Genomic DNA, 21,635 nt, shown 5'->3' on the forward strand with positions numbered 1-21,635 from the left:
CGATGTAACAACTAGTCGTACTGAATCCGTTTACAAAAATGGTCGTCAGTATCGAGTTGGAATTCGTGGAACGTTTTAATTAAACGCTTTTAAATAATTTAAATGATTGATGGAAGTTATCAATCAAATAATAAATAGATTTGGAGATGTAAGATGAACAACTTACTGAAAAAAACAACCATACTGAGCGCTGTATGTATATCGTTATATGGCTGTGGCGATGTCGACGAAGGTTATGCTCATAATTTTAAAAATGATGAAGGTGTTACCTATTCATCAGAATCCATAAACGCAAGTTTTGATGAGGTTTCTGGTATTCAACAAGTTAACTTGTTGGAAGGGGCAATGGTAAATGGTGAAGCACTCACTTTAGATAGTTCCACTTCTCCCATTCACATTCGTGATTTTTCTTTTGCAGCCCGTAATACTGAATTTATTACGCCTCAAGCAGAAGGAATAGCTAACAACCAAGGGATTTCCCCGTTTTCAATAAGCGAAGACGGTACGACACTTTTGGTTGATACACAGGCATATGAGCAAGCTCTTAGAATGTGTGATACCACTGATAACCGTGGGGCTACCAATGCTGACGGAAACCCTATTGGCAACGGCTCACGGGATTTCCCCACTTCAATTACTTACGATATTAGTTATGTTGTTGATAACGGGTTTGAATTAGCTCCGGGCGAGGCGCATCCATCCCGTACTTTGGTGTTAACTATTAACGCTATTAGTGATCCAGTGACGAGTGTACAGGCTTTTGATTTAAATCTAGCTGCGGGTGATACCCAAGCTATGTTATCTGCCACAGCCCCTAGTTATTCTTGTAATCCGGCCCTGACTTTTTCAATTGCAGATGAAAGCATTGCAACTGTTGATGCGGAAGGTGCGGTAACGGGTGTCGCTAGAGGTGAAACCAATATTACTGTTACTAGTGTAGAAGATCCTTCGTTATCAGCTACGGCTGTAGTTAATGTTACTCCAGGTTTTAATTTAAATATTACTAATCAGGCATTTAACGATTTAGGCGCACCTTTGGGAACTAAAATGGTACCTACCTGTTCAACGATAGGGATAAGTGTTGAGCCATCACTCATTGCTGACTCCTTAACCGGTGAATATGACTATACATGGATGTCAGATAGTGCCGCTGCAAATTTCTTAGGGCAACAAAATAGTGGTTCATTTGCAGCAACGGGGCAATTTGCCAACACCTTAGCTGCAGGAGAGCAAGCTAACATCACTGTTGGTTATGCAAGCGGTTACACTGGTGCAACCAATGCTGGTGATGTTCTTGAGCAAAATATTACAGTTACAGCAGAACGTAACTACGCTTGTGATCCAGAACCAAACGCTGATGGCGCTGTTTGGTATGCATCTGACTTGTTGTTAAATGCTGGAAATTGGGGAGCAAACGCCACTCATGTTGCTGAAGGCTTAGACGGTAATGCTTTGCAAATAACCTTACCGGCGGGGGGCGAATTGAAGCCAGGGCCTACTCAACAACAATGGAACCAAGTGTTCAATTTTCACGCTGCCACTTATGGGCGAGGGGCTCCTTCAATCGGTCGTGAATTTAAATTTTCGGTATGGGCAAAACTAAAACAGTTGCCTGCTGATAGCACCGCTGAATTAAAATTAGAACATACTATCTTGCCATGGAATTGTAATGGCTGTGACGGCCTGGCTAATTTTCCTGCTCGTTATGAAGCCGGTATTGTTGGAACGGTGACAGCTAATTTAAAGCATACTTTAGATTGGCAGTTAGTCGAGTTAATTAATCCATTAACCAATACAAAGGTTTGGTCTGTGCCAGCTCATTGGAACGTGGCTACCTCAACATTCCAATTTTGGGATCTGTATGGCTTTAGTGAAGGAGATATGATTTTGTTAGATAACTATTCAATTGTCGAAGTGGACTAGAGTAAGTAATTAGTAAAGTCGTATTAGCAATAATTGCCGCTCATCTAAACTGAGCGGCTGATTTAATTAATGTATTTAAAAGAATTAAGAGAAAAACCATGGATAAACAACAATCAAGGCGTAATGCCTTAAAAATGATCACTGGCGGACTGGCTGCTGGGACTGTTGGTTGCTCGTTTAAACCTAGCGAAACTAAAGTAGCGAAAAGCCCACAGCCCGTTCTAAAAGATAAATGGAATATTACTCATGACAGAACATGGTTAGGAGGTGAGTTTTGGGCTAATCCCATGGAAGATTGGCATATTAAAAATGGTGCGGCTGAATGTAAAAGTGGTAGCGGTAGACGCAGTATTCACTCATTAACCCACCAACTAGAAAATACCAATGAATCTTTTCAAATGTCAGTACAAGTTACGCCTATTGGTACTAAAAATAATCTGGGCGGATTTGGCTTTAGGCTGGGTGTTAAAAACGAGGTCAATGATTATCGTAGTAGTTGTTTTGTACAAAAAGGTGTGGATATTGGCATAGTCGGCAACACCTTATCTATTGCGGGAAAAACGAGCCCCTTAACAAAATATTATGCAAACCAAACCATAGAGTTATTGCTAAACGCTGTGCCGCAGGTAGGCGTCACCGCAATAACCTTAACCGTTAAATTGGCTAATTCAGGTCAAGTAATTGGCTCAATGAATCAGATGATATCGGCCGATCTAACCTTAGGCAACGTAGCGTTAGTCAGTAACTTTTTAACGCCATCTAACGCTCCTAAAACGGCTGAAAATACTTATAGATTCTCTAACTGGAACCTGAGTGGTGAAGCATTCGAGGTAAAACAAGAACAAAAATTTGGCCCCATTCTGTGGAGCATGTATTCGTTAAATGATAGTCGCACTCAAGCGGGTTTTGTGTTGAAAATGAGTGTGTTTACGGGGCCTTTAGGCGACAAAGATAATCACACTATTGGTTTACAAATAAAACAAAATGGCAAATGGCAACAAATTAGCCAGGCTCAGTTGCATACTGACGGATGGGTGGCCAATTTTAACATTCCCAATTGGAATGAAAAATCTAATCACGAATATAAAGTGGTATATAAAGAACAACATACTGATGGCACTGAAACTCCTGACGTATGGCAAGGTAGAATTATTGCAAACCCCATAGGGCGCCCGGTGCGAATGGCCGCTTTAACTTGTCAAAATGATTATAGTTTTCCTTACCTACCTGTGGCTAAAAATGTCAAAGCCATGGATCCAGATATAGTCTTCTTCTCTGGTGATCAAATTTACGAAAGTCATGGTGGCTTTGGCATTATTCGCGCGCCATTTGACGACGCAATTAATAATTATCTACGTAAATTTTATCAATTTGGTTGGGCGTTTAGAGAGGTTATGCGCGACCAACCTACTATCTGTTTGCCTGATGATCATGACGTTTTACAAGGGAATTTGTGGGGTAAAGGAGGTTTATTAAAAACGTCTCATGACAAACAAGCTGATCCGAATGCGTCATTAACAGGCGGTTATATTGAAAGTGTCCGTTTCGTGAATACTGTACACAGAACCTGTACCAGCCATCACCCAGATGCTTACGATCCAACACCGACTGCAAGTGGTATTGGCAGTTATTATTGCGACATGGTTTTTGGCAATGTGGGATTTGCGATTTTAGCGGATAGACAATGGAAAAGTGGACCTGAGGATGCTGGAGCCGTTGTCGGTGAAACTGGGGTAGATGAAGACGTATTATTTGTTAATCCAGCGATTAACCCGCCAAACGCGCAACTATTAGGTGAGAAACAAGAACAATTTCTGCAGCAGTGGGGTAAGGATTGGCGTGGACATTCATTAAAAGCAGTCTTAAGCCAGACTGTATTTGCTGGGATCTCTACCCATCAACCTACACCAGAACGTTATTTGAAATATGATTTTGATAGCAGCGGTTGGCCGGCGCCTGCAAGAGATAGAGCCGTTAGCATTATGCGAGATTCTAAAGCGTTGCATATTTGTGGTGATACCCATTTAACTTCACTGGCACAGTATGGAGTAGATAGCCAAAGAGACAGTAATTGGTCCTTTTGTACACCCGCTATATCAGCAGGTTGGCCAAGATGGTGGGTACCAGATGAAGTGGGCATCCCCCACAAAAACAGACCGAGTCACGGCTTAGCCCAAACAGGTGAATTCAATGATGCCTTTGGCAATAAAATGTATGTGTATGCTGTGGGTATTCCTGAGCTGGGACTCTCTAAAAACAGGTATGTTAAAGCCCACGAAAAAGGCAGTGGTTTTGGCTTTATCACCTTTGATACAGACAAATTAACCTACACCTTGGAAGCTTATCGATACTTGATTGATGTAAAAGATGGTAACCCCAACAATCAGTTTCCTGGCTGGCCTGTGACTATTCATCAACAAGAAAATATAGGACAAAACAAACTAGGTTAACCGTTTAGGAATACATAATTTAATTAAAGGTAATACCGAAGATTCTTAGTTAAAAGAGTAAGTGTCTTTGGTTTTAATCCAAGTAAGAGAATCTGCATATGAAGTATATATTTATCACTCTGTTGTTTTTGAGTTGGACTAGTTTTGCTAAGTTTCCCAACCCATTATCAGATCCTGAAAATTCTGGGACTTGGTTATTAAACCCTGATGTTAGCGACGAGTTTGATGGGGATGAAATTGATACCTTAAAATGGTTTATTCAAGGGACAAATAAACAATTCCACCTTTGGAAGGGCAGGGCTCCCTCACAATTTGCACCGCATAATGTGTACCAGAAAAATGGTAAATTGAACATTCGTACTCAATGGCAACCAGAGTATGACTTTATTGGTACACCGCCTGAACGCCAAGTGATGGACGCCTATGAAAATATCACAACCGGTGCTCTGATTAGCCATAACACTTTTTTATATGGTTACATGGAAGTCAAAGTTAAAATTCCTGATGCTGCCATGACGGGGGCTTTTTGGGGGATCGGATACCAGCAAGAATTAGATATCTTTGAATTAGTCGGACGTGTGAAAAAAGGCAGTCGTCATCCTGAAACAACTTTTGTTACTTCGATCCATGATTGGCGTCCTGGCCATCCTAAAAAAAATAAAGTATGGAAACATGCCCATAAGTTGACGCAGCGCACGGCTGAAGCGTTTCAAGTGTATGGCGTGGAATGGAGCAAAGACAGCCTAAAAATGTATTTAAATGGTGAGTTAATACACCAGGTAACTCAGCAGGAAATGGGCGAACATTGGTTGTTGAATAACCCGTTGGAAATGTGGCTCGATTCAGAAGTTTTTCCTTGGCATGGCGTGCCTGATGAGTCTGAATTACCCGTGAATTTTGAAATTGAATATGTTCGAGTTTGGCAACAGCCCACCGATAATTTATTAGATGAAGCATTTTATGGCTTTGAAGGGCCATTTGTTGGGAAGACTGTGCATAAACCTATAAAAATCAATGAGTTTAGACAGTTTTGGTGGATGGATGATACTTCAGCTAAACATTTCTCTATTACAGATCATAGTGAATATAAATTTTCTACTGGTCGTCGAAGTCTGAAATTTAGTCACCAAGGGCATTTAGATAAAAGTGAGGTCACTGCTTTTGCCCCAAATGGTTCGGTTGACCTTGAAGCCGGCAGTTACTCTTTGAATTTTAAATTATGGCTTCAACCGAACTCTAATGTGTCTGGATTAAACTTTATTTTGGAATCTCCTTGGTTGGTATTGCCGAAGGTTGATCTAACGAAATTGAAAACAGGGCAATGGCTGGACATGAGTATTCCATTTATTCGTAGTGAAATGTCTACCCGTAAAGATCGGCTAAGGGTGGTAGTGAAACAACCCGAGTTGTTACCTAAGCCTGGTACTTTCTACATAGACGATATTAATATCTCGAAGCAATAAAATGAAACCATAAAAATCAACGGTAAAAGTACACAACTATGATTAAAGTTATTCAATGTTTGTTCAAAAAAGCAAGGTTAGTATTAAGTGTTTTATTGTTCATTTCAGTAAACGCTTTCTCTGCTGACAGTATTTTGAGCGCTACGCTAGAAAAGTCAGAAATTGGCGTTAAAGAGAAACCTGTGGTGAGCCTAAATTTAGAGGTATCTAAAACACGGGAATTATTTGTCGCCATTCAAGATACCAAATCATGGCGCCGGGTGAAACAATCTATGTTTAGGATAAAAAAGTCAGGAAAGTACCACCTAGCGATTGATGTGGATAATTTGCAGCCAGGCCAGTATAGGGTTGACGCATATTTAACACCTAAAGGGAAAACATGGGTTGAGCGATTCGCTGAGCCTATTTTTAATGATTTAACCGTCGTAGATAAGGTTAAAACAGCTGCCCCGTCAAACTTGGCTAAAACGGATCAAGTATTAAAATCCACTTGGCCAATGTGGATTGACGATGATCAAGATACCTTGCTAAAAATCCGCTTTGATATTAGCGAGCCTAGAGACTTGCACATTAAGTTATTAAATACTCAAACAAGAAAAGAACTTGGCGCACTAAAGCTGCCAGTGGATAAGCTTGAAGATGTGATAATTCCTTTTTCAGATATGCAGTCAAACTTCGAATACGGCTCCTATGTTTGGATTAGTTATTTAACTGAGCGTAATAGTCTACAAGGTGTAAGTGAAAAAAAAGCTAAGTACTTTAATATATTACCGCCTAGTTCGAACAAGCTTTAGATTCTAATTTGGACATGTCCTTTGGTTTATAAAATTAATAAAAACATTAACCCATCATTGAGTCGAATTGGGTATGAACATACGCCTATTTTTGTGGTAGACGACTTTTTATTAAGTACTGAGTCAGTTATCGACCAAGGGGTTAAGGCGTCTTACGATACCGGAAAAACAAAAGGTTCTTATTACCCGGGTGTAAGGGCTGACGTGAATAGCGAATATGGAATGACTGTTTTACAGTATGCGGCTTTTGTTTTGTATAAAGCGTTTGGGGTTCCAGAGTCGTTAACTTTATATCCCAAAAGTGGCAGTTTCTCTTTGTTGACTCAACAACCTGAAAATATGAATTTATTACAGTGCATTCCGCACTTTGACAATAACGATACGTTTAGTTTTGCCGCGATCCATTATCTAAATGAGGGAGACTTTGGCGGGACTGGCTTTTATCGTCATAATCCTACGGGGTTTGAAAACATCATACAAACTCGTAAACAACAATATATGTCTTCAGCACAACATTTTATTGATACCCATGGAAACCCTTCGAGACAGTATTTTACTGGCTCTACAGAGCATTTTGAGCTGATCCATAAAGTTGATTACAAAGCTAATCGGCTGGTGATTTACCCATCGACGATTTTGCATTCTGCTTACATTAATAACCCCGCCCACGATGTAAACCCTGATCCTAAATCTGGCCGGCTTTCTGCCAATTTTTTTATCGAGTTTAAGTAAGACAAATACTGAGTAAGTTAATCCGAGCTTTTCTGGCCCTTAGCTTGTTGTTGATATTGTTTAGGTGTGATGCCCATATGTTTGCTGAAAAAAGTTGAAAAGTAGTTAGCACTTTTAAAGCCCACTTCATAAGCTGCTTCCGTCACTGACTTTTCAAGTAAAAAGCTTTTTGCTTTTTCGAGTCTGAGCTCAATAATGTATTGGTTTAAGGTCTGCCCATATTTGTTTTTATAGCTTTTCATAGCATGTGAACGGCTTACACCAATCGCTTCTGCAATTGAATCAATGTTAAGTGACTCTTTATTGTAATTAGCTAATACATAAGACTTCATTCTCTCGACAAGTGCATTTGTGCCAGAGTTTGTGTTTTGCTCGGCAAGAGAGTTGGCTAAGTACATACATTCTTCGAGTAGTAGCTCGCCGAGTGCAGTGTTTCCGTTACAAGCTTCAACTGCCTTTCCTTTAGCTTCTAACCTTAACACCAGTTCTTTTGCTGGTGCACCAATATAAATACATGTATCTACAGACAAATAGAGCACTTCTTTGACTCTTGCTTTAAGTACTTTTTCGTTATTGTTGGCAAACTTTTCTAAAGCGGCCATCATGTTGTTTACCTTAGACTCCAACAGCCCAACACTTGAAGTTTTGAGTACTTCTTGCAGCTCTTCGCGTTCTCTAAAAGGATAACTCTCATCAATAGCATTGGGGTATAGATCTTCTAATCCTAATCCATCACCACTTGAAGCATATTGGGCTACTGCGAGGGATTTTATGTAGGCACTATGTTCTTTAAGTTTTTCACTTTGCTGACGAATGTCGTTAAACATTGCCCATGTCCATGCAATTGCACATAAACTAGATCCACCATAAAAAATTGCCCATTGTTCTATTGTGCTGCCAATGACTGCAAAACACGCCAAACTGAGCATGCCGTATATGTAGGTTCTAGTGAAAAGGTTGTTAGTTTTAGTTAATAAATAAAAACCGGGAAAAATAAGTACTAGGCAAATAATAATACTTTGAAAGTAGTACAAATTATGGAAATTAAGCCAAGCGGGTGGGGTGCCTTCTTGCCCTGATGGAGCAAATATATTGACCTCTAAAAGTAAATAGTCTGCAGCGACAATATACAAAACTGACCAAATCAAGCCTAGTGCTACGGCCATGGCAATATAAGCTTTTGATAAAGCAACTTTAGATTGGATAAAAAGTGCGACGAGTAAAGCAGGAAACCCAATGGTATACAGCAATGTACAAGCCGTATAATGCATCACATAAGGGAAACTACCTAAGGGAAGTATGTTAACTAACGTGCTGGATAAATATAAAAAGAAACAAACTAAAAATGTTGCGTAGTAAGGATAAAACTCAACGATACGGTCTCGTACAATGGTGAAATAAATAAGGACAACCAAAAACACCTGTGCTGATGCAAAAGGAACAATGTTGTGAAAAATAATATTCCAGTCAGCTATAAACTCTCCCACAACTCAATATCACCCTTTTGCTAAAGTTAGTGTTATATGGCATTACCCATAAAACCTTTAATTACAAGCTGGGGGTTAATCCAACTATACTTTATGTTTCATCATACGCTCTTTATCACGAGCCCAATCACGATCTTTTACTGAATCACGTTTGTCGTGTTCGTGTTTACCTTTACCTAGGTATATCTCTACTTTGACCCAGTTTTTCTTCCAGTACATAGCTGTTGCTATGATGGAGTACCCCTGACGTTCAACAGAACCAATCAAACTGTCTAATTCACGTTGTTTTAATAATAACTTACGTTTACGAGTAGGATCACACACCACATGACTTGAGGCCTGATTTAGCGCTTGTATGGTGGTACCAATTAAGAAAGCTTCCCCTTTTTCTATGGTGACGAAACTTTCTGAGATATTAACTTTACCTGCACGAATACTTTTTACTTCCCAACCCTGTAGAGCTAACCCTGCTTCCAATTTATCGTTTAAATTATATTGGTGGCGAGCTTTTTTGTTGAGAGCAATCGTATTGTTGGTATTTGATTTTGACTTCTTTTTATTCATGGGGCGGTATTATAGAGATTGTGTTTAGTGGTACAACAAAAAATAGTTAAGAATACACAATTAGTATGAACTAAGCCTATTCTGTAGATGCCGAATTGAGCGTTAATATGATAATCTTAACTGATTAGATAATTGTTTGGTTTGGAGAGTGGATGTCGAATGTTTCGCGAAGTGCATTAATTGCTTATAGCGCCGATTCCATGTTTGATTTAATTAATGATGTATCAAAATATCCAGAATTCATTCCAGGGTGTGCAGAAACAAAAATATTAGAACAAAATGAAGAGGGGATGCGAGCTTCTATTCTGATTTCTAAAGCAGGTGTTAAGCAATGGTTCACAACACAAAACCATTTACGCCGAGCTGAGTCAATCCAGATGGATTTAGTTGATGGGCCTTTTTCACAATTAACAGGCGGTTGGACTATTAAAGCCTTGAGTGACTCTGCATGTAAAATTGAACTTAATCTTGATTTTGCATTTTCCAGTAAAATTGTTGAAATGGCATTTGGCCGTGTATTTAATTCTATCGCTGCCAATATGGTGATTGCCTTTACCGATAGAGCAAAACAAGTTTACAAGTAACTCTTTGAATTTCCCAAATTAAGATTTAGATAATCATGAACCAAGAAAATTTAGCCATAGAAGTCGTATACGGTACACCGGAAAAACAGGTCTTATTAGAGCTGAATATTGAACTAGGAGTCAGTGTTGAACAGGCCATATTGTCTTCTGGTATAACCCAGCATTTCCCTGAAATAGACCTGCAGACAAGTAAAGTAGGTATCTGGAATCGAGCTTGTAAGTTAAGTGATATTCCTAAGGATGGAGACCGAATCGAAATCTATCGTCCTTTGATTGCAGATCCAAAAGAAGTAAGAAGAAAAAGAGCTGAAAAAGCGAAAGAAGAAGGGCGTGCAAACAAGGTTACCGGAGGACGCACTAAACAAAAGTAGTATTGTTACTATGGTGTGTCTATTCTAATCTAATACCCATATTAATATTTTAAATTTCAATATGATAAAGCGTTTACTGTTTTTAGTAATATTACTTTCATACGTTTCTCAATCCATCGCGTCTGGTTCTTGGACTGTTAATACTGTTCACCCTCTTTATTTTGATAAAGACCAAAAGAACGATCATATTTATAAAGTTACTTTTGATAAAACGGGTTTCCTGTGGCTTGCAACTGATGCAGGCTTAAAGCGTTATGATGGATATAAAACTCGAGACTTTATTTACGATGATAAAGATCCCAGCAGTATAGGCTCTAACTCAATCAACTCTTTGCTTATTGACCAACAGGAGGTGTTATGGGTAGGAGGAGAGAACCTTAATCGCTATGATCCAAATACAGAAACATTTGATCGTTTTGAAGTTAGTAATGGTGCGGCCATATGGGCATTGTATAAAAGCTCTAAAAATATTATTTGGGTTGGAGGGGAAGGTTTCGGTTTAAGGGGGTATGACGTCAATAAAAAGGAGTTTGTGTTTAAAGGGCTAAACTCTGGTCCCAGTCGATTTGTAAATGCCATCATTCCAGCGTTTAACTCTGACAAAATGTGGGTTGGATCAAATGGAGGGATATATTTATTTGACCCTGAATCGAAACAATATGAGATGTATTTTTCGCCTGATAGTTTGCTACTAGACAACTTTTTAATGCGTGATATGGCCATGGATGGTGAGGGAAATTTGTGGGTTGTGTCAGAAGACGGACTCGTGGTACTTAATCCCAAAAATAAAATAGTAAAACACTATACACACGACCCGAAGGATCCAAATTCACTTAAGACAACTACTTTGTGGAGTGTACATAAAGATGAGCAGGGGAGGATGTGGATAGGTACGGATAAGCAAGGTGTACATATTTATAATCCGATTAAAGATAACTTTACTCATATTCCAGCCTCTCCAAACAACAACGATACTTTAGCTTTCCCACCGACGTCTATTAATAATATATACCAAGATCAGCAAGGTTCTATGTGGTTTGCATCACCACACTACGGTTTGCGTAGGATATCTTCCCAGTTAGAAAAATTTATCATTCTTAAAGAGATAGCGGGTGGCTCGAACAGTTTAGGGTTTAATAATGTATTAGATATACATCAGGCTCAAAATGGCATTATCTGGATTGCGACAGATGGCGGCGGTTTGGACCGTTTTGATCCCAACACTGGACTGTTCAAAAACTATAAAAATGATAGTGAAAACCCAAACAGTTTAAGTAGTGACTCAGTTATTGTTATAGATGAGGATGAGCTGGGTAATTTATGGCTAGGTACCTATAACGGTGGTGTTAATATTTTTGACCCGTCTACCGGTGAGTTTGAACATTTACTGCACAATAAGCAACAAGCACAAAACCAAACAATAGGTAACAATAATGTGTTTGATATTCACTATGCTTCGACTGGAAAAGTATTCATTAGCGTTTGGCGAAAAGGCCTACAAGTTTATGACCCAAAAACTAAACTATTTGAATCATATTTTGCAGGAGTACAAGACGATGAAACGGGGATTTCTAATTACTCTATAAACAATATTACGCCTGATGGAAGAGGTAAGTATTGGATAGGTGGACACGCCGGGCTTGAATTATTTGACCCAAGTAGCAAAACATTTAGTGATGTTAGTTTACCTTCTGTTGATGCAATTTATGACATTTTGCTAGATGAAGTTGATAAAAGTGTATTGTGGCTAGCTACACCAAATGGAGTTGTTAAATACAATCATGACACAGGTACCCAAGTAGCTTTTACAGCCGAACAAGGGCTTTCAGATAACTTTGTTGTTAGTTTAGAAAGAGATAACAATGGAAATATTTGGATTGGAACGCGATCAGGGTTAAATCGATTGGATGCAGAAACATTAATCTTTACTCAATTTACTCTTGCTGAAGGGTTATCAAGTAATCAATTTAATCGGCTAAGCCATTTATTTTCTAAAGATGGCAAAATGTACTTTGGAGGCTCTGCTGGCATTAATGTTTTTAATCCAGATAACATGCCGAGAAATGAACACCTCCCAAATGTCGTTATTACTGAGTTTGAACTCAATCAAAAGCCGCTGAAAATTGGACCTGCGGAAGTCTTAAAACAACACATTAGTTTAACCAAAGAGCTATTTTTAGAATACTCGCAAAATAACATGACGTTTGAGTTTACAGCCCTTAACTTTGTTTCGCCCAATCAAAATCGTTTTAAGTATCGTTTGTTAGGTTTTGAGGGGCAATGGAAATATGTGGATTCTAGCGAAAGGAGAGTGAGGTATACAAACCTTGACCCAGGTGAATATATTTTTGAAGTATCGGCTTCCAATAATGAAGGTTTGTGGAACCCAAAAACGACGTCGATTACTATAAAAATAACCCCACCTTGGTGGAATACTTGGTGGTCAAATATTCTCGCTGTTTTATTGTTGTTGTACTTTGTTTGGTTATACATACAAGCCCAGAATAATAGTGCGATTAATCGCGCAAATAATTTAGAGTTAAAAGTGAGTGAACGCACCGAAGAATTACATCAGTCAAATCAGGAATTGGAAAATGCCATTATTAAACTTGAAAGTGCGCAAGATAAATTAGTCGAAGCTAAAAAAATGGCTGCGTTAGGCGTTATGGTTTCAGGGGTTGCACATGAAGTTAATACACCGCTAGGGGTATGTGTTACTGCCGTGTCTCATGTTCAAAATATTGCTGTAGATTTATTTAATAAGTTTGATAAAAAAGTATTAAAAAACAGTGATTTTGAGCGGTTTAGAAAGGATGTTACAACGGGAACCGATTTAATATCGACTAACTTAAACAGAGCTGCAGAGTTGGTAAAAAGCTTTAAAAAAGTGGCCGTTGAACAGTCTTCTGAAACGGCCAGCACCTTTTTGTTTGATGAGTTTATGTGTGACGTGGTAAAAGCCACCGCTCCAAATTTGAAAAATAAGCCGATTGAGTTGCATGTGAACTGCACACCTAATATGGAGTTGAGAAGTTACCCTGGCGTTATCTCTCAAATATTAATTGGTTTTATTATGAATTCCTTAACGCATGCGTTTGAGAAAGAGCAGGTTGGTAACATATGGATCGAAGTCGAAAATGATAAATCAGACAAGGTACGAATATGTTACAAGGATGACGGGAAAGGGATAAACCCTAAAGATATTGACCAAGTATTCGAACCTTTTTTCACAACAAGTCGCCATCAGGGCAATGCTGGGTTAGGGTTAAATATTATTTATAATTTAGTGACACAAAAACTAAAAGGTGAAATTTTAGTGAATAAACCTGAGATTGGCGTGGAGTTTGTTTTAACCTTTAGTCGACGAATGTCTTAGAACTAACTCCTTCCAGAGAGTTATTGTTTTAATTTTCTATTTAATAAATAGCGATCTAACTTTCTAGCTGAATTTGACATGGAGTTTTGACATTTTTTCAAAAGGTTACGCGCTGTAGGGAAGTCGTAACTTAACATCACTAACCCTAAAATAAGGATAAACATAGAGCCTGGGAGAATAAAAAATATCACACCAAACGCTGCACAAATACAGCCAAAGGTTACTCTAAGTTTTTTCTTCATGTTTTATTCTCCTGTTACCATTCATTTATTAGTTTAACAGTTTTCGACCAATTGCAAATTCTTGAGTTGTTACAAACTATTTATAAGTTTAATTAATCACAAAGTGATATAGAGAATATGTATCGGTTTTTGATATAATTCTTATCAATATTTAGGTTTACCAAACAGTCGTCAATACTATGCTTCCAGCGTTAGATCCAAGCTCAATTGTTCAAAGTGATTATCAAGATTATTTAGCCGCATTAAAACAATCATCTTTTTCAGGTGATATCGAGTTTAGTTATGCGAGCCGTTTGGCAGTATCAACTGATAACTCTATATATCAGCAGCTACCGCAAGCTGTGGTGTTACCAAAAAGTATTGAAGATCTTTCTATTATTGGGCAACTCGCGAATCAGTTTGAAAGTGTCAAATTTTCAGCTAGAGGAGGCGGAACTGGCACTAATGGTCAGTCGTTGACATCAGGTATTATTGTTGACGTATCACGTCATATGAACCAAGTACTTGAAGTCAATGTTGAAGAAAAGTGGGCACGAGTTCAGGCTGGAGTAGTAAAAGATCAGCTTAATGACGTGTTAAAACCTTTGGGATTCTTCTTTGCTCCTGATCTATCAACTAGTAATAGAGCAACAGTGGGTGGCATGATTAATACTGATGCTTCTGGCCAAGGGTCTTTGGTATACGGTAAAACCAGTGACCATGTATTGGGTTTAACTTCAGTATTAGCTGATGGCACTATTTTAGATACACAACCACAGGATATTGAGTCAGCTAAAACATTGGCTCAAGAATCAACAGTCAAAGGTAAATTAACCAAACAGTTGTTGGATACGTGTTTAGGAAAACGCCAACAAATAATTGATAAATTTCCTAGATTAAACCGCTTCTTAACAGGATATGACCTAGAAAACACTTTAAATGATGATTTGTCTACGCTCGATATAAGTCGAGTCATCACTGGCTCTGAAGGCTCATTAGCCTTTGTGGCTGAAGCCAAACTTAATATTACGCCTATTGCTACTTTCAAAGCCCTTGTAAACGTTAAATATGATTCATTTGAGTCAGCTTTAAGACATGCGCCAAGTATGGTTGCAGCCAATGCAACGTCTGTAGAAACGGTCGATAGCAATGTTCTGAATTTAGCCAAACAGGATATTATTTGGCACTCAGTTAAAGACTTGATAACTGAGGTAGAAGGCAAAACTGTGTTAGGCCTTAACATGGTTGAATATAACAGTAATGACCAAGCAGATATTGAACAAAAAATAGCAGCGCTATCTCAAAGTTTAACTGATGCAGGTGATATAGGTGTCATTGGTTTCCAAGTCACTTATGACAAAAGCGATATTGCTAAGATTTATGCCATGCGTAAAAAGTCAGTAGGCTTGTTAGGCAAAACAAAAGGCCTCAAAAAGCCTCTCGCTTTTGTAGAAGATACGGCTGTGCCACCAGAAAATTTGGCTGATTTCATTATGGAGTTTAGAGCTTTATTGGATGGTTATGATTTAAAATATGGCATGTTTGGTCACGTGGATGCAGGCGTTTTACATGTTAGACCGGCATTAGACATGTGTGATCCAGAACAAGAAAAAATGATTCCGCAAATTTCCGAAAAAGTCGTGGAATTGGTGGCTAAGTATGGCGGCCTGATGTGGGGGGAACACGGTAAAGGTTATCGAAGTGAATATACGCCGCAATTTTTTGGTGAAGAGCTGTATACAGAATTGCGTAAAATAAAGTCAGTCTTTGATCCGTTCAATAAAATGAACCCTGGAAAAGTGTGTACACCACTCGAATCGACAGAACAATTAGTCAAAGTCTCTGATAAAAAACGTGGGGAATACGACAGACAAATTCCCATTGAAATTCGCTCGTCATTCGAAGCAGCCATGAGTTGCAATGGTAACGGCTTGTGTTTTAACTATGATACCAGTTCGCCCATGTGTCCATCTTTTAAAGTGACGGGTGATAGACGTCATAGTCCTAAAGGCCGCGCAGGCATTGTACGTGAATGGTTAAGATTGTTGGCAGAGCGAAATATTGATATCCATGAATTGGAGCACAATGAAGATCCACCGACCTGGTTTGAACGTTTTAGAAACACCACAGACAAAAATATCAAAGAAGACTTTTCTCACGAGGTGTTGGAGGTGATGGAAGGGTGTTTAGCGTGTAAAGCGTGTTCAAGCCAATGTCCTGTTAGTGTTGACGTCCCTAGTTTTAGGTCACGCTTTTTAAGTATTTATCATCAAAGGTATATGCGACCGATTAAAGATCATTTAGTGGGCAATATTGAGAAAATGGCTCCCTTGATGGCAAAAGTACCGACTTTAGTAAATTTTTTCTTAAAACAAAATTGGCTTAATACAGCTATTCGGAAAACTGTAGGATATGTTGATACGCCTATATTATCTGAGCCGACTTTGGATAAGCGCTTGTCGAATAAAGCAGTTGAACAATTCAATCTGTCTGCATTAAAGACAATGTCTCCTGCAGAAATCGCGAAGAAAGTGTGTATTGTTCAAGACCCCTTTACCAGTTACTACGACGCGGATGTGATTGAGTCGTTAGTTAAGCTTATTTCTAAGTTAGGTTATGAGCCTATTTTGTTACCTTTTATGCCAAACGGTAAACCGCAGCACGTGAAAGGTTTTTTAAAAGAGTTTGCAAACACAGCTAAAAATGCGGCGGACTTACTCAACCAACTAGCCGAGTTAAATCTACCTATGTTGGGAGTAGACCCATCTATGGTGCTTTGTTATAGAGATGAGTACACAAAGATCCTCGGTAAAGAGCGTGGTAACTTTAACGTACAACTCGTACATGAATGGTTACGTGAATTGGATTTACCTAAAGTAAACTCGTCGGTAACTAGTCATACTGAATATGCTTTATTTGGTCATTGTAGCGAAAAGACAGCCTTGCCTACCTCTGAAAAAGAATGGCAGAACATATTTCAACAAGTCGGTTTAGGCTTAACGTCCATTCCTGTGGGTTGTTGCGGTATGGCCGGCACGTTTGGACATGAAGCCAGCCATTTGGAAGAGTCTAAAGGTTTGTACCAATTAAGTTGGGAGCAAGCTGTAAAACAATTAGCGCCTGAACAAATACTGGCTACTGGTTATTCTTGTAGAAGCCAAGTTGCCAGATTTGAAAATGTAAAACCTAAACACCCGTTACAAGTGTTAGCAGAACATTTTTAGTAGACAAAAAGTTCAGGGAATGGAAAGTTATTAAGAAAAAACGCAAGGCGTAATTAGGTAACTCTTATCATTTTTAACTTGTATTAAAAGTGATAAACCCTAATTTGCCTTAGTGGGTAAGCTCTACTCTAGAGAGTGAGAACTCTTTGAGACTACATACCAATTGTTGCCTAGGTATGCCGGCCTCCATAAATACCGAACCGACTGGACGGAATCCTTGTTTTTTATAATAGTTAACACCTTCCAACTCACATTGCACTAGAACGTCTTCCATTCCATGTTGCCTAGCAATATTAAGCAATGCATTAAAGAGTACTTGATAGACCTCTGGACCTCTAAATTCAGGTTCAACCGCTATTCGGCCAATTTCTCCTTTAGGAGTAATACGACCAGTAGCAATATGTCTATCATGTTCATCAACGACCAGTATATGAAAAGCTACACTATCATCTTGGTCAAATTCGCATTCTTGTGGAATGCGCCATTGGCAAACAAATACTTTCTCTCTAATTTTTTTAAGTTTGTGTTGTTCGTTTCCCCAGTCGACGTTTTTTGAGTAAAACGCCATTTGGATACTCCTAGTTAGTCAAGGTACCAATACCCTGAATTAACTAGTGTAGACAACAATTGCGTAAAAAATAGACATTCGTGCAAGTTATTTTCACTTGAATCAACAAAATTAGCTGAATATAGAAAGTTTTTTACAAAATCAGCGTGTTTACTAGGGACTGAGAACTTTTGTCCTTCTATAAAAAATTCAAATGTAGAAAGTCTATTTAGGTCCTGTTGAATGAATACAGGCTTTATACCAGGAGCCCTAACAAAACAATTTCCTTCTTTTAATAGCAGGGATATTTCATTATCAGTGTAATTTTCTTCACTGTCGTGAGTTTCAGCTAACACTTTGCTTTGACTCATATAATTTACTAGCCAATTGGAGAAATGATCAGTTTGCAACGCATTGTGTAGAAGTTGCTGAAAATTAGCTATTTCTTGTTGTTTTATTTCACCACTGAATTTTCGTTTGGAAAGGGCCTGATCTTGGTATCTGTTATTAAGAATATTTTGGTCAATGGCGTAATCTGCAAAAGAAGACATCATCTCTTGTTGAGAAGGCGCTCTGAATCCAACTGAGTAATTTAAGCATTCTTCTAGAGCTACACCGTTATGAGGATGATTAGCGGGAATATATAAAACATCACCCGCGCTTAAAACTTGGTCAATTGCCGGCTCAAACCCAGATATTTGTGACAAATCCGCATGAGGGGTAATCTTGGTAAAGTCAGAGGGTAAGCCTACTTGCCAACGTCTTGTGCCTTTACCTTGGATGATAAAAACGTCGTATTGATCAAGGTGAGGACCTACGCCTGCTTCGGCATTCGAATAACTCACCATTAAATCATCCATACGCCAATGAGGGATAAAGTCGAATGCGCGCATGAGTTCGTCAGCCTCTGGAATATAATGATCAACTGACTGAACAAGCAAGCTCCAAGCACCTACACAATGTTGGTTAATATCTTCATATGGACCATGGGTAACTTGCCACTGATTTTTGTTAAAGCTTACTATTCTAGAATCAACAGATTCTTCTTCTGTTAAACCAGCAAGTTCGTGTTCATCTACAGGATCGTAAAAATCCCTAAATCCATTTTTAATAACGAGCGGTTTTTGCTGCCAGTATTCTTTAAGAAATATGTCTATATCTAAATTATTTAATGTGTACATGTAGGCCTTAAATTATCCAAGTATTTGTTTTCTACCCAACAACCAATAAGTATCAACAGAACCAACACCTTTAACATTAATGGGCCCTCGTTTTACATATTCAAATTTGTGTTTGGTGAGTTCGTAAGTAGATTGTGTGGTTTGGATCTTATTACTTAAACCATGACTCTCCATACGAGAAGCCAAGTTTACCGCTTCTCCCCATATGTCGTAACTAAATTTATTTTTACCGATTATACCTGCAATGACTTCACCACAGCCAATGCCAATTCTTAAACCCGTATGTAACTTATGTTTTTGGTTAATTTGATGAAAGGCCTTTTGCATTTCAATTGCACAGTAACAACAATGAACCGCATGTTTTGTATCAGCATTAGGTAGGCCACAGGCTGCCATGTAACCGTCACCACTGGTTTTAATCTTTTCGAGTCCGTATTTCATTGATAACTCATCAAAGGCGCAATAAATTTCATTCAATATCCTGACTAGTTGTTGAGGTGAGCGGCTTTTACATAGAGGTGTAAAATTTTGAATATCTGCAAATAAGATGCTGGCTTTGGCAAAGTAATCAGCAATCAATGCATGAGGCTCTTTTAAACGCAGCGCTATACTGGCTGGAAGAATGTTTAGTAATAACTGTTCTGATCGAATACGTTCATTCGCCAATTTACGCCAACTTCGATTTACGTTTGTCCACAAATGGTAACCACTTAATACACAGAAAAATGCAAATAAACAGGTGTATGAAATTCTCAATACTTGTTGATGAAAAGTATGTTCAACGACTGGATATTTAATATAAAACCACGCTTCTACCGCCAGAAACAAAACACTCAATGCAATAATACTTGTTAGCATTTGTACTATTTCATCTTCATTAAAAAAGAAAGGACATATAAGTACAGCCAAGATTAAGAAGTATTGAATGTTGAGGTTGATCTCTAACAAAAGGCAAGAAACTAAAATATTTAAAGCGTACACCGAAATGAGTAAACACCTTGCTGTAGCCAAACATTTTTGATGGTTAAGAGCGGGAACCAGACACAATAAAAATATGGTCAGAAAAATCGTAGTCAATTCGTAATAAACTGAAGTTTGCAATAAATATAAAGTAGTTGGAAATTGGAGTAGAGATAAGAAAACGATAAATAGCGCAGCTATGTTAGTCAGCCGAATTGGGTTAATGTTTGAGATCGCAGTAGGATCAATTCCAGACCAAACCCACCTTTTAAGTGCAGTCCTTAACATTTTTAAATCCCTTTAAAAAACGGAGTGAAGACTAAGTGTAGTCTAAACTCCGTTATTTGGATTTATGTAACCTAAGTTTACTCTAGGTAGAATTTTCTACTTTTCTAATTGTTCAACAAACTCAATAGCACGGCCGATATAGTTCGCTGGCGTTAGTAATTTAAGTTGTGCTTTAACATCGTCACTTAATTCTAATGTGTCGATGAATTCAGCCATGATTTGTTGATTGACCTTTTTACCACGAGTCAATTCTTTTAACTTTTCATAAGGCTTTTCAATACCGTAACGGCGCATTACAGTTTGAACAGGTTCTGCCAATAATTCCCAGTTGTTATCTAGCTCATTTAATAAACTTTGCGGATTAACTTCAAGCTTACTGATCCCTTTCAAAGACGCTTGATACGCGATAATGGCGTAACCTACACCCACACCTAAGTTTCTTAGTACAGTAGAGTCAGTTAAATCACGCTGCCAACGAGAAACCGGTAATTTAGTTGCTAGATGACCAAACATGGCATTCGCTAAACCTAAGTTACCTTCAGAGTTTTCGAAGTCGATAGGGTTAACTTTGTGAGGCATAGTAGATGAACCAATTTCGCCAGCCACAGTTTTTTGTTTAAAGTGACCTAAGGCAATGTAACCCCATACGTCACGGTCAAAGTCGATTAAGATTGTATTAAAACGCGCCATCGCATCAAATAACTCAGCAATGTAGTCATGTGGTTCGATTTGGGTTGTAAATGCGTTCCACGTTACACCTAAACTCGTCACAAATTCTTCTGAGAACGTATGCCAATCAAGATCTGGATAGGCAGATAAGTGGGCATTGTAGTTTCCTACAGCACCATTAATTTTACCTAACATTTGTACTTGCGCTATTTGATCGGTTTGGCGTTGTAATCGAATCATTACATTCGCCATCTCTTTACCCATAGTAGTAGGTGAAGCGGGTTGGCCATGAGTACGCGCCATCATAGGGACTGATTTTAATTCAATCGCTAGACGTTTTAATTCAGCAATTAGCTTGTTGCAGTATGGCAAAATTACAGAATCACGGGCTTCAGTTAACATTAAAGCGTGAGATAAGTTATTGATATCCTCTGAGGTACAAGCAAAATGAATGAATTCATTTATGGCGTGTAGTTCGGCATTATCAGCAACTTTTTCTTTTAAGAAATACTCAACCGCTTTTACATCATGGTTAGTAGTGCGTTCAATTTCTTTAATGCGAGCGGCATCTTCTTCACTAAAGTTATCAACAATTGCATTAAGCACGGCTTGAGCATCGTTACTTAACGCTGCTACTTCTTGAATTTCTGCTGTGGCTGCTAATTTTTGCAACCAGCGAACTTCAACCACTACACGATACTTTAATAGTCCAAATTCACTAAAAATGTGTCTCAACTCAACTGTTTTACTTCCGTAACGGCCATCTATTGGGGATACCGCCGTTAATGCAGATAAGTTCAT

At 38.5% G+C, this 21,635-nt stretch carries 16 protein-coding genes; 9 read left to right on the forward strand and 7 right to left on the reverse strand.

Annotation, left to right across the window (positions count from 1 at the left end; translation table 11 throughout):
• The first annotated feature begins 153 nt into the window (after positions 1-153).
• The 5 genes from ACSHXM_RS10200 (at position 154) to ACSHXM_RS10220 (ending at position 7,362) form a co-directional block, all read left to right on the forward strand.
• Positions 154-1,923, forward strand: coding sequence for an Ig-like domain-containing protein (locus ACSHXM_RS10200; RefSeq protein WP_435688658.1), 1,770 nt, complete (start codon positions 154-156; stop codon positions 1,921-1,923).
• 98 nt (positions 1,924-2,021) lie between these two features.
• Positions 2,022-4,373, forward strand: a complete 2,352-nt coding sequence (locus ACSHXM_RS10205) for an alkaline phosphatase D family protein (RefSeq protein WP_435688659.1) — start codon at positions 2,022-2,024, stop codon at positions 4,371-4,373.
• A gap of 98 nt (positions 4,374-4,471) precedes the next feature.
• The gene (locus tag ACSHXM_RS10210; protein ID WP_435688660.1) at positions 4,472-5,836 is read left to right on the forward strand and encodes a family 16 glycosylhydrolase; all 1,365 of its coding nucleotides are present in this window, start codon (positions 4,472-4,474) and stop codon (positions 5,834-5,836) included.
• Between the two features lie 38 nt (positions 5,837-5,874).
• Positions 5,875-6,630, forward strand: a complete 756-nt coding sequence (locus ACSHXM_RS10215) for a hypothetical protein (protein WP_435688661.1) — start codon at positions 5,875-5,877, stop codon at positions 6,628-6,630.
• A gap of 21 nt (positions 6,631-6,651) precedes the next feature.
• Entirely contained in the window at positions 6,652-7,362 is a 711-nt protein-coding gene (locus tag ACSHXM_RS10220) for a DUF6445 family protein (protein WP_435688662.1), read from the forward strand.
• A 17-nt stretch (positions 7,363-7,379) separates the two neighbouring features.
• On the opposite strand, the gene ACSHXM_RS10225 is transcribed toward ACSHXM_RS10220, so the two are convergent.
• Positions 7,380-8,849: a helix-turn-helix transcriptional regulator gene (locus tag ACSHXM_RS10225; protein ID WP_435688663.1), complete on the reverse strand. Its 1,470-nt coding sequence runs from the start codon at positions 8,847-8,849 to the stop codon at positions 7,380-7,382.
• 84 nt (positions 8,850-8,933) lie between these two features.
• On the reverse strand, positions 8,934-9,413 hold the full coding sequence (gene smpB / locus ACSHXM_RS10230) for an SsrA-binding protein SmpB (RefSeq protein ID WP_435688664.1): 480 nt from the start codon (positions 9,411-9,413) through the stop codon (positions 8,934-8,936).
• A 152-nt stretch (positions 9,414-9,565) separates the two neighbouring features.
• Here smpB and ACSHXM_RS10235 point away from each other — a divergent pair, with 152 nt between their 5' ends.
• The 3 genes from ACSHXM_RS10235 to ACSHXM_RS10245 all read left to right on the forward strand — a co-directional run bounded on the left by ACSHXM_RS10235 (position 9,566) and on the right by ACSHXM_RS10245 (position 13,744).
• Positions 9,566-9,997: a type II toxin-antitoxin system RatA family toxin gene (locus ACSHXM_RS10235; protein WP_435688665.1), complete on the forward strand. Its 432-nt coding sequence runs from the start codon at positions 9,566-9,568 to the stop codon at positions 9,995-9,997.
• A 35-nt stretch (positions 9,998-10,032) separates the two neighbouring features.
• Positions 10,033-10,368, forward strand: coding sequence for an RnfH family protein (locus ACSHXM_RS10240; RefSeq protein ID WP_435688666.1), 336 nt, complete (start codon positions 10,033-10,035; stop codon positions 10,366-10,368).
• Positions 10,369-10,429: 61 nt separating this feature from the next.
• Complete coding sequence (locus ACSHXM_RS10245) at positions 10,430-13,744, forward strand: sensor histidine kinase (RefSeq protein ID WP_435688667.1); 3,315 nt, start codon at positions 10,430-10,432, stop codon at positions 13,742-13,744.
• 20 nt (positions 13,745-13,764) lie between these two features.
• Here ACSHXM_RS10245 and ACSHXM_RS10250 read toward each other — a convergent pair whose 3' ends face one another.
• Positions 13,765-13,986, reverse strand: a complete 222-nt coding sequence (locus ACSHXM_RS10250) for a PGPGW domain-containing protein (protein ID WP_435688668.1) — start codon at positions 13,984-13,986, stop codon at positions 13,765-13,767.
• 179 nt (positions 13,987-14,165) lie between these two features.
• Here ACSHXM_RS10250 and ydiJ point away from each other — a divergent pair, with 179 nt between their 5' ends.
• A complete protein-coding gene (ydiJ, locus tag ACSHXM_RS10255; RefSeq protein WP_435688669.1) occupies positions 14,166-17,189 on the forward strand; it encodes a D-2-hydroxyglutarate dehydrogenase YdiJ in 3,024 nt (1,007 codons plus the stop codon).
• A 109-nt stretch (positions 17,190-17,298) separates the two neighbouring features.
• On the opposite strand, the gene ACSHXM_RS10260 is transcribed toward ydiJ, so the two are convergent.
• From ACSHXM_RS10260 to purB, 4 genes are all read right to left on the reverse strand, one after another.
• A complete protein-coding gene (locus ACSHXM_RS10260) occupies positions 17,299-17,757 on the reverse strand; it encodes a GNAT family N-acetyltransferase (RefSeq protein WP_435688670.1) in 459 nt (152 codons plus the stop codon).
• Between the two features lie 14 nt (positions 17,758-17,771).
• Positions 17,772-18,917 (reverse strand): cupin domain-containing protein, encoded by a 1,146-nt coding sequence (locus tag ACSHXM_RS10265; RefSeq protein ID WP_435688671.1) that lies wholly within the window; start codon positions 18,915-18,917, stop codon positions 17,772-17,774.
• A 12-nt stretch (positions 18,918-18,929) separates the two neighbouring features.
• Complete coding sequence (locus tag ACSHXM_RS10270) at positions 18,930-20,165, reverse strand: adenylate/guanylate cyclase domain-containing protein (protein ID WP_435688672.1); 1,236 nt, start codon at positions 20,163-20,165, stop codon at positions 18,930-18,932.
• A 96-nt stretch (positions 20,166-20,261) separates the two neighbouring features.
• On the reverse strand, positions 20,262-21,635 hold the full coding sequence (gene purB, locus ACSHXM_RS10275; protein ID WP_435688673.1) for an adenylosuccinate lyase: 1,374 nt from the start codon (positions 21,633-21,635) through the stop codon (positions 20,262-20,264).

Origin of the sequence: Paraglaciecola sp., from assembly GCF_051252315.1 — a bacterium.
Taxonomy (GTDB): domain Bacteria; phylum Pseudomonadota; class Gammaproteobacteria; order Enterobacterales; family Alteromonadaceae; genus Paraglaciecola.

Coding starts and splice junctions, on each gene's coding strand:
- ACSHXM_RS10200 (WP_435688658.1), top strand. CDS start 154: ATGAACAACTTACTGAAAAAAACAACCATACTGAGCGCTGTATGTATA.
- ACSHXM_RS10205 (WP_435688659.1), top strand. CDS start 2,022: ATGGATAAACAACAATCAAGGCGTAATGCCTTAAAAATGATCACTGGC.
- ACSHXM_RS10210 (WP_435688660.1), top strand. CDS start 4,472: ATGAAGTATATATTTATCACTCTGTTGTTTTTGAGTTGGACTAGTTTT.
- ACSHXM_RS10215 (WP_435688661.1), top strand. CDS start 5,875: ATGATTAAAGTTATTCAATGTTTGTTCAAAAAAGCAAGGTTAGTATTA.
- smpB (WP_435688664.1), bottom strand. CDS start 9,413: ATGAATAAAAAGAAGTCAAAATCAAATACCAACAATACGATTGCTCTC.
- ACSHXM_RS10235 (WP_435688665.1), top strand. CDS start 9,566: ATGTCGAATGTTTCGCGAAGTGCATTAATTGCTTATAGCGCCGATTCC.
- ACSHXM_RS10240 (WP_435688666.1), top strand. CDS start 10,033: ATGAACCAAGAAAATTTAGCCATAGAAGTCGTATACGGTACACCGGAA.
- ACSHXM_RS10245 (WP_435688667.1), top strand. CDS start 10,430: ATGATAAAGCGTTTACTGTTTTTAGTAATATTACTTTCATACGTTTCT.
- ACSHXM_RS10250 (WP_435688668.1), bottom strand. CDS start 13,986: ATGAAGAAAAAACTTAGAGTAACCTTTGGCTGTATTTGTGCAGCGTTT.
- ydiJ (WP_435688669.1), top strand. CDS start 14,166: ATGCTTCCAGCGTTAGATCCAAGCTCAATTGTTCAAAGTGATTATCAA.
- ACSHXM_RS10260 (WP_435688670.1), bottom strand. CDS start 17,757: ATGGCGTTTTACTCAAAAAACGTCGACTGGGGAAACGAACAACACAAA.
- ACSHXM_RS10265 (WP_435688671.1), bottom strand. CDS start 18,917: ATGTACACATTAAATAATTTAGATATAGACATATTTCTTAAAGAATAC.
- ACSHXM_RS10270 (WP_435688672.1), bottom strand. CDS start 20,165: ATGTTAAGGACTGCACTTAAAAGGTGGGTTTGGTCTGGAATTGATCCT.
- purB (WP_435688673.1), bottom strand. CDS start 21,635: ATGAACTTATCTGCATTAACGGCGGTATCCCCAATAGATGGCCGTTAC.